This is a genomic window from Pseudoalteromonas sp. TAE79, assembly GCF_000498015.1.
GTDB lineage: Bacteria > Pseudomonadota > Gammaproteobacteria > Enterobacterales > Alteromonadaceae > Pseudoalteromonas.
On sequence record NZ_AUTL01000053.1, the window covers coordinates 1 to 954 of the forward strand.

Here is a 954-nt window from a genome sequence, read left to right on the forward strand (position 1 = left end):
GGCGTGTGTAGCCGATGAGATACTTGCAGCGCCTTTTGCAATAGTTGGATCTATTGGTGTGATAGCTCAAATACCTAACTTTAATAAAATATTAAAGAAAAATGATGTTGAATTTGAGCAAATAACAGCAGGTGAATTTAAACGCACACTTACTTTATTTGGTGAAAACACAGATAAGGCCCGTGAAAAATTTCGTGAAGAAATTGAACAAACACATGATTTATTTAAAACGTTTGTAAGCACTCAACGTCCAAGCTTAGATATAAACTTAGTTGCGACAGGTGAGCATTGGTTTGCAACTCAAGCGATAGATAAAGGCTTGGTAGACGTAATAAAAACGAGTGATGATGCATTGCTAGAGCAGCAACATGAGCGTCAAATTTATAAGATTAAATACAAAGTTAAAAAAGGGCTGAGCGATAAGCTAGCTCTTGGCTTGAGTAGTGGTGTGAATAAAGTGGGAATAAACTTACTCTCTAAATTTAAATCCCTAAATCCTTAGATTAGAATTTTTTTACGATTCAGTTTATTTCTTTCTACTCGAAAAAAAACCTTGATGTATTGCATCAAGGTTTTTTTATAGCTGTATAAATGTAGCTTATGAGTCAATAGACTTATGATAATCTTCTAAGTCTTTAGCTGCATTAGGGTCGTTAAAGATGCTCTCATCAAGTTCACCTTCAGATTTAGCCACAACACAGGTAACCATACAATCGCCAGTTACATTAACTGCTGTACGTGTCATATCTAGCAAGCGGTCTACACCGATAATAATTGCAATCCCTTCTACAGGTAAGCCAACTTGGTTAAGTACCATGGCCAGCATTATTAAACCAACACCAGGTACGCCTGCTGTACCTACAGAGGCAAGTGTTGCTGTTAATATAACCATTAGATAATCAGAAATTGTCAAATCGACACTAAATACTTGTGCAATGAACACGGTAGCCACAC

General features: G+C 36.5%; 2 protein-coding genes. One reads left to right on the forward strand and one right to left on the reverse strand.

Annotated elements, in window-relative coordinates; all coding sequences use genetic code 11:
* Positions 1–502 (forward strand): S49 family peptidase (locus tag L655_RS0101700; protein ID WP_024603881.1); only part of this gene is annotated, 502 nt, incomplete at its 5' end.
* A gap of 96 nt (positions 503–598) precedes the next feature.
* On the opposite strand, the gene L655_RS0101705 is transcribed toward L655_RS0101700, so the two are convergent.
* A partial coding sequence (locus L655_RS0101705; RefSeq protein WP_024603882.1) for a cation:dicarboxylase symporter family transporter occupies positions 599–954 on the reverse strand: 356 nt, incomplete at its 5' end.